The organism is Allolucifera butyrica, assembly GCF_900476375.1.
In the GTDB taxonomy this organism is placed as follows: Bacteria; Bacillota; Negativicutes; order Sporomusales; family UPPP01; genus Lucifera; species Lucifera butyrica.
In genome coordinates this window covers 1-6,781 of the sequence record NZ_UPPP01000111.1, presented here as the reverse complement: position 1 = coordinate 6,781, position 6,781 = coordinate 1, and the positions used below count along the sequence as shown (strand labels likewise).

At 38.5% G+C, this 6,781-nt stretch carries 7 protein-coding genes; 1 reads left to right on the top strand and 6 read right to left on the bottom strand.

Annotation, left to right across the window (positions count from 1 at the left end; all coding sequences use genetic code 11):
* Nucleotides 1–686: 686 nt before the first annotated feature.
* Together LUCIF_RS22265 and LUCIF_RS22260 are read right to left on the bottom strand one after the other, a co-directional pair.
* Nucleotides 687–1,463, bottom strand: coding sequence for a DNA/RNA nuclease SfsA (locus tag LUCIF_RS22265; RefSeq protein ID WP_207858313.1), 777 nt, complete (start codon nt 1,461–1,463; stop codon nt 687–689).
* Between the two features lie 124 nt (nt 1,464–1,587).
* Entirely contained in the window at nt 1,588–2,223 is a 636-nt protein-coding gene (locus tag LUCIF_RS22260; RefSeq protein WP_122630031.1) for an oxygen-binding di-iron domain-containing protein, read from the bottom strand.
* A gap of 155 nt (nt 2,224–2,378) precedes the next feature.
* Here LUCIF_RS22260 and LUCIF_RS22255 point away from each other — a divergent pair, with 155 nt between their 5' ends.
* Entirely contained in the window at nt 2,379–3,314 is a 936-nt protein-coding gene (locus LUCIF_RS22255; RefSeq protein ID WP_122630030.1) for a helix-turn-helix transcriptional regulator, read from the top strand.
* A gap of 247 nt (nt 3,315–3,561) precedes the next feature.
* Here the strand turns inward: LUCIF_RS22255 and LUCIF_RS22250 are convergent, their stop codons facing one another.
* The 4 genes from LUCIF_RS22250 to LUCIF_RS25845 form a co-directional block, all read right to left on the bottom strand.
* The gene (locus LUCIF_RS22250; protein WP_165866120.1) at nt 3,562–4,182 is read right to left on the bottom strand and encodes a cysteine hydrolase family protein; all 621 of its coding nucleotides are present in this window, start codon (nt 4,180–4,182) and stop codon (nt 3,562–3,564) included.
* Nucleotides 4,183–4,230: 48 nt separating this feature from the next.
* Nucleotides 4,231–5,130: an SPFH domain-containing protein gene (locus tag LUCIF_RS22245; protein WP_122630028.1), complete on the bottom strand. Its 900-nt coding sequence runs from the start codon at nt 5,128–5,130 to the stop codon at nt 4,231–4,233.
* Nucleotides 5,131–5,139: 9 nt separating this feature from the next.
* Nucleotides 5,140–5,508 (bottom strand): GntR family transcriptional regulator, encoded by a 369-nt coding sequence (locus tag LUCIF_RS22240; protein WP_122630027.1) that lies wholly within the window; start codon nt 5,506–5,508, stop codon nt 5,140–5,142.
* A 337-nt stretch (nt 5,509–5,845) separates the two neighbouring features.
* A complete protein-coding gene (locus LUCIF_RS25845; RefSeq protein WP_126720619.1) occupies nt 5,846–6,172 on the bottom strand; it encodes a hypothetical protein in 327 nt (108 codons plus the stop codon).
* Between the last annotated feature and the right edge of the window lie 609 nt (nt 6,173–6,781).

Here is a 6,781-nt window from a genome sequence, read left to right as displayed (position 1 = left end):
ATACTCCTCTTCAACTTGTCGGCCATACTCCTTCCGGAGAGCAACAGGGTCTCCCAAGTTCTCACGGAGTAACTGTGTGTAGCATGCCAAGACCTTCGATCCCGGGGCGCCAAACTTAACTTGCCTTTATCGCTAAGCCCAGTGTTGTCTTCTGCTCGTCCCATGCATCGACCATTCCCATTAGGAATTTCGGGATTCTACATCTTCAGCTTTCGCTTTCGGCCTACTACCTTTCCTACCTACGCTTAGACCTGGCGTTACCGCTTCAGTCCCAAGGCTGGATACCGGGTGGTTGGCTAGACCTTCCCAGACGGGATTCCCACCCGCTATACTCCGTGCGCTTCTTGGCGCACGGGACGGTTCCTTGACTCAGTTTATCTTTCAGGGACATAAGGGCAGGACTGTCCCACTGATTATCAAGAGAACGGGGTTCTCGATATTCCCCTGTCCCTATTAATCGCATTTCCTATTTTCTGAAGAACTATGCCCATTTCTCGTTTATCTTAAAATGCCTATAACACCCTTTATTTCCCATAAAAAAACAAAACTCCTGCCAAATTCTACATATTGGGGCAGAAGTTTATTAATGATAGAAAATCAAACTTTTTGGCCAATACCTGAATCCACTTATTTTTGTTGGATTGCTTTTCAACTGTCCTTGAATGGTTAATTCGATGCGTCACTATCTAATTTAAAGCAGTTCCACCGCCCTTAAAGTCATTCGTTGTCTCAAAATAATTGATCAGGTTTACTTCCTTAGGAGTAATTTTAAAGTTAATCTGCCATATTTCAATACCCCGCTCTATGCAGGATTGTACAACTTCCCTTACATAGTCGCTATGCTTGTGCTTTGCCGGAACTTTATAGCCTGGATTCTTATAAATAAAACAGTTTAACAGTATGGCTCGCTGATTTTGTTTCAAGCTTTCCGCAAGTTCACTAATATGCTTGACAAATCGCTCAAAGGAATTAAAATCGCCCATCTTCATTGTGGCAATATGGTCTTTTATCTCAACCTGAAGTTCTGTAAGAGGTGTTTTAACTTCGAGGTATGTATTACCAACAAGAAAGTCAAGTTTTGAATTGCCAAGTTTCTGCTCTCGCATAACGTTATTACCGTTTTCCACCATAGCAGAAAGCTGTCCGGTTTTTAAGAAATGCTCAACATACCTATTTACTGCGTTCTGATTAATGCCAATCCAAGATTTATTATCTTCTGATGGCAAATCAAGTGAAATGGCCTCTACTGTGTAGGACGTTTTTCTCTTAGTGTCATTACTTTGAGAAAGTAAACAGGGAATATTACGAAATACAATGTTCCCTATACGCCCTGTGGCTGGGCAATGACAGTCATACACTGTATCATCGATATCAACTTCCATAATGAACCGGTTTCTACGTTTACGAATAACCCCTTCGATAAGAGGTCTTTCAAATATAAATGGCTTTTTGTTTATTCCCATAAATAGGCACTCCTAAAAAATATTATCTTAGTGTAATTATTAATAAAAGCTGAATCCTGCATAATGCAGAAATCAGCTTTTATTCCCTTTTTACATTACTTCTGTCATATAAAGAATGGCCTTTTTATAACTTAATGCATACACCGTGCCCAGTGGCTACAAATTTTGGATTAATACTTTTGAGGTTATTTAGCAGTTTATCCTGCATTTCTTTATTTGGTATAAATTCAATGCCACAATTGGCAACCGCATCCTCCCAACTGCGTTCTATAACCTCTGCGTGATATTTTCCCATCTGAAACATCAAATCGCTGCTAAAAAAGATATTACGGTTAGTTTCTCTCAAAAGGAGACCTTCCCATAAATGCACCTCAGAAGGATATCCAATAAACTCAAAGTTGTAATCCTTTCCACTAAGTTTATCTCCTGGTTTTTTTATTAAGATATTGTGCATAATGCCAAAACCGAATAATTGTCTTGCAGTTACTTCTGAACATATCGTGGTTACCCCGGGAAATTCACTAACTAGCAGAAAAAGTCCGCCACACTCGTCCGCTTCAAAATGAGAAACAAAAATGTATTTTAGTTTTTTATCCCCCAGAAGCTCTTTAATTTGTGGAACCAATTTTTCCGCCTGTTGTATTGTACCTGTATGAATTAGAGCAGGCTCTGCAGATAGTAATAAATATTGATGAAGAGATAGGTTAATTGGTTCGATATAATTCGTAAACTGGTATAAATCATTATAAATTTTGGTCATATAAAATCCCCCTTTAATAAATTAAATTTGATAATTGAATTGATCAACCGGTTACGTCATTGACCAATATATATTTTTATTATAACCGAGGAACCTTGACATCTATGTGTCATAGTTTTATGATAGGATAAAACAAAAATTTAAGGTGATATATATTGAAACTAGGCAGATTAGTATCCATTATTATGCTACTGCTTGAACATAAAAAAATCAGCGCCGCTAAGCTTGCGGAAATGTTTGAAGTAACGCCTCGAACAATCTACAGAGATATAGAAACAATAAATTCGGCGGGTATTCCAATCATAACTTATCCCGGAGTTAATGGCGGCATTGGCATTATGGAGGAGTACAAGATAGAAAAAAAGCTATTTACTCTTTCAGATATCACCGCCTTATTAATAGGTCTTGGAAGTATTCACCCGACCATGTCCAGTGAAGATATCCTTAATACTATGGCAAAAGTGAAAGGCTTAGTTCCAGCGGAACAAATGAGAGCTATTGAATCAAAATCAAGTCAGATTGCCATTGACCATACTCCTTGGTTTGGCAATAAACACCCAAGCCTAAAGCTTGAGGAGATTAAAACTGCTATTAGCGAAAACCGCTTCCTATCTTTTGATTACTCTGACCGGCTTAGCCAGAAAAGCCAAAGAATAGTCGAACCCTATAGGTTAGTATTAAAGGATTCGAATTGGTATATGCAAGGATACTGTACTACCAGAAAGGATTTTCGGATTTTTAGACTTTCCCGTATTTCGTCACTTGAAATTCTTAAAGAGACCTTTCTTCCTAGGGAATTTAATTATAAATCGCAAGACTTTTCATTTAGAACAGGGCGTAAAGCTACTACAGTTAAACTTCTTATTGACGACTCAATAAGAGACTTGATGGTGGAATTTTGCGGGGAAAAAAACATTGAACCCTATGGAGATAATAAATTTATAGCTCACTGTCCATTTGTGGAAGATGAGTTTTGGTATACTATGCTGCTTCGCTTAGGTGATAAATGTGAATGCTTAGCACCAGAAAATATCCGTTCAGAAGTGATTCGCAGAATTGAAAACTTATTAGCTGTTTATAAAAAAAGCTGAAAAACCCCAAGAATCCTAGATTTTTAAGGTTTCTTGGGGTTCTGTTTTTCTTCGTCAAAGGGGACGGGGTTGTCGACACACAGTTGTCATTAACCCCCTTACGCTTTTTAAACTACACCTATCCTCCGAAGAACTAGACCATTTCCGTTTATCTAAAACACCTATAACAACCTTTATTTCCCAAAAAAAACAAAACTCCTGCCAAATTCTACATATTGAACAGAAGTTTATTATTCATTCGTAGTAATTATAGTTTCCAAATTTGGTCACTAGTTGTTACTAATATCCCACTATTTTTATAATCATTTATAATTTCATTAATTCCTTTGTTAGAAATGGTAGTTATTGCATCACTTAAAACGGTAGTCTTATAACCTCTCCTTACAGCAGCCCGGGCAGTTTCGTTTACACAAAGCGTTGCATCCAATCCAATTATGTATAATTCTTTAATATTCTTTTGATTTGTTATAAATTTTTCGAACCTGCCGTCTGAAGATGAAAAAGCATCTAATTTGTCTTTTAAAAATATATTGTCGTTTATCTTCTTTAGACGTGCATCTAGCTTTGATCCGGGTGTATCTTCCATTTTTGAATTCATTCGCGTATAGACAACTAATACACCATCATTATTTGCCGCTTCAATAATCTTATTTATCTTAGAAATAAACAAATCTGAACCGCTTTGATATAAAAAAGGCGGTTTTAATATTTTACCTGTGCTATCTTCTTGCACATCAATAACAAGCAAGGCTTTTTGATAATTTGATTTTGAAGCTGTAATGTTACTACAGCCAGATAACCACCAAATAGCTAGTAGGAATATAGTTAACCATTTAATAAATAAAAATCCCTTATCACGGAGGTTCATATCCATTCCTCTCCATTCAATTTATCCTAAACCACAAGTACTTAATTTTCAAGTTCTTCCTTGCTCAGACGATGGAAAATTTGTTATAGACGCAAGGCCAGTTATTGACCCTAATCCCATTGTTTCAACAGCCGTGCTAGGAACAATCACTAAAGCTCCTTTTTCTTTAACCCCTTCATAAAGAATGTTCATAGCTCTTAGGTGCAAAGCTACTGGGTTATGCTCATAAGATTTTGCTGCTTCGGCAAATTTAGCGGCTATTTCCGTTTCGGCTGTTCCTAAAATAACCCTAGCTTTACGTTCTCGTTCGGCTTGAGCTTCCCTTGACATAGCGTCCTGAAGACTCTTGGGAATGATTACGTCGCGAATTTCCACAGACTGTACCGATATTCCCCAAGGTTCAGTGCGATGGTCAATGATATTCCTCAATTCTGCATCAATAAATTCCCTACCGGCAAGCATTTCTGAAAGTTGTGTTCTACCTATAATATCCCTAAGAGCTGTTTGGGCTGCCCAAGCCACTGCATCCTTGTAATTTTCCACTTCCAATGCAGCTTTTTCTGCATCCCATACCATCCAGAAAAGTACGGCATCAACATCAACGGGGACCGTATCCTTAGTCAAGGTTTGTTCCGCTTTAAATGTAGTGGTGATTATTCTCTGGTCAATCCAACTAGACACAGTGTCTATTATTGGAATGACAAAGAACATTCCCGGGCCACATAATCTTTGAAATTTACCAAGACGTAAAATGACAGCCTTTTCCCACTGGCGGGAAATCTTCACTGAGGCTGAAACCAAAAAGGCAAGTAGAAAAAATAAAATGATAATAACTGGTAAGCCAAGGAAGATACCGATAAGGATACCTGATCCAAAGATAATGATAAATAAGGCTATGGAAATAGAAGTTACTCCTTGTGGGATTACACTGCCAAAATTTCTATCCATCGTTCGTCTTCACTCCTTTAACTTTTTTTCGAGAGCTTCGAGGAGTTCCGTGGAAGAAAATCCCAAAGCAGATACTTTTATAATTAAATCATCTAGTATTGCATTGAGATTACTCTCCCTGACTGTGGTATCAATTTCCGGCTGATCTTTTACGAAAGTTCCCCTACCTTGTCTTGTAGTTAATACCCCCTCCCTTTCCAACTCTAAATAAACCCGGGAAACCGTATTTGCATTTATCTTTAATTGCACAGCAAGTTGACGAACAGTAGGTAGTTGTGAGCCCGAGGAAATTTTACCAGTAGCTATGGCCAATTTTATTGCTTCTTTAAGCTGGATATAAATTGGGATACGACTATCAAAATTAATAGAAAAGGGCATTTTTAAGAATCCTCTTTCAACTATATTGTATTAATATATTAGTACAATAATTCAATTTTGTAAATAGTATTTTTTCTGAGATAGTGCTCCACCGCCTCATATAATAATAATTTTCCTAACGTACTATCGCTATCGGAAAGACTTTTTCAGTGGTTTCGGACCGTCCCTTTCTGTCTTTCTCAGATAAAGAATATGAGTTTAGATCCCCCTGGTCGCTATGCTTGGATGCTTGAAAACATCCGGCCGATTAAGCCAGTTTCAGCAAAGGGCCGGCAGGGGCTGTGGAATTGGGAGGAAAGTTAAATAAAAAAGGTACCGCTCATTGAGCGGTACTGATTTAAAATTCTTCTTCCTCTTCCTCTTCTTCAAAAGGAGAAAATCCCCCAAACTCAAACGGGAAAAATCTTGGCCTTTCAAAACGTTCGAAGCCACCAAACCTACCGAATCCTCTGCCTCTAAATCCAAAACGAGGAGGATCACCTACACCACACATTGGACATACTGGATATTTATGATATTCAAACTCATGTCCGCAATGATGGCAGACCTTAAGGACTTCATAGCAGCATTTTTCGTATACCCTATGTTTTGTAGTAAAAGTACCTACACACCGTCTTGTACATTCAGGCATGCAGTGATGGTGTGGATGATAACAATATTCCATTTTCATGCCTCCAATAATAAAATTTTTGTTCCCTTATATTGTATTTATGTATATCTATTAAGGTGACAGTTATAAAAACTTTTAAAATGGGAGGAACTAACCGTAAAACTCAAGGTATTTACAGTCAAATCAAAAGCCTGCCCGGTTTCAACAATGTTCGAGCAAATGCGGAAGAAGCACGGTCGAGTAGAAGCGCACCTCTCGGCACGCAACTGTACCTAAGCCGAAAAGATTTCGCCATCTCCTGTATTTCTACCATTTTGCTACAAAAGTAAAATGGTTCTCTGAACGAGTCGGGTCGAGTAGAAACGCGCCTTGCGACGCGCAACCCTCACAGAACCGGACTTGCCCTATTAAGGCATCCGGCTCTTCATAGCAGCATTTACTTACGTCTAGCCATAGATATTTACATAGATTCTCGCGTTAACTAGCGGGAATCTCTCCTCGAGTTTTGCAAATCCTTCCCAAGTCAGGCTGTTCTTTTGGCTTCTACGATTGAGCACTTCAAGTATCTTGCGCCGTATGCGGTATCCAAACGCATGAATTCCGTTGCTGTTGTCGGTCACCCCATAGTAGCGGTAGTGCCCAGCCAGCTTGGCATTTATCTGC

Coding starts and splice junctions, on each gene's coding strand:
- LUCIF_RS22265 (WP_207858313.1), bottom strand. CDS start 1,463: ATGGGAATAAACAAAAAGCCATTTATATTTGAAAGACCTCTTATCGAA.
- LUCIF_RS22260 (WP_122630031.1), bottom strand. CDS start 2,223: ATGACCAAAATTTATAATGATTTATACCAGTTTACGAATTATATCGAA.
- LUCIF_RS22250 (WP_165866120.1), bottom strand. CDS start 4,182: ATGAACCTCCGTGATAAGGGATTTTTATTTATTAAATGGTTAACTATA.
- LUCIF_RS22245 (WP_122630028.1), bottom strand. CDS start 5,130: ATGGATAGAAATTTTGGCAGTGTAATCCCACAAGGAGTAACTTCTATT.
- LUCIF_RS22240 (WP_122630027.1), bottom strand. CDS start 5,508: ATGCCCTTTTCTATTAATTTTGATAGTCGTATCCCAATTTATATCCAG.
- LUCIF_RS25845 (WP_126720619.1), bottom strand. CDS start 6,172: ATGGAATATTGTTATCATCCACACCATCACTGCATGCCTGAATGTACA.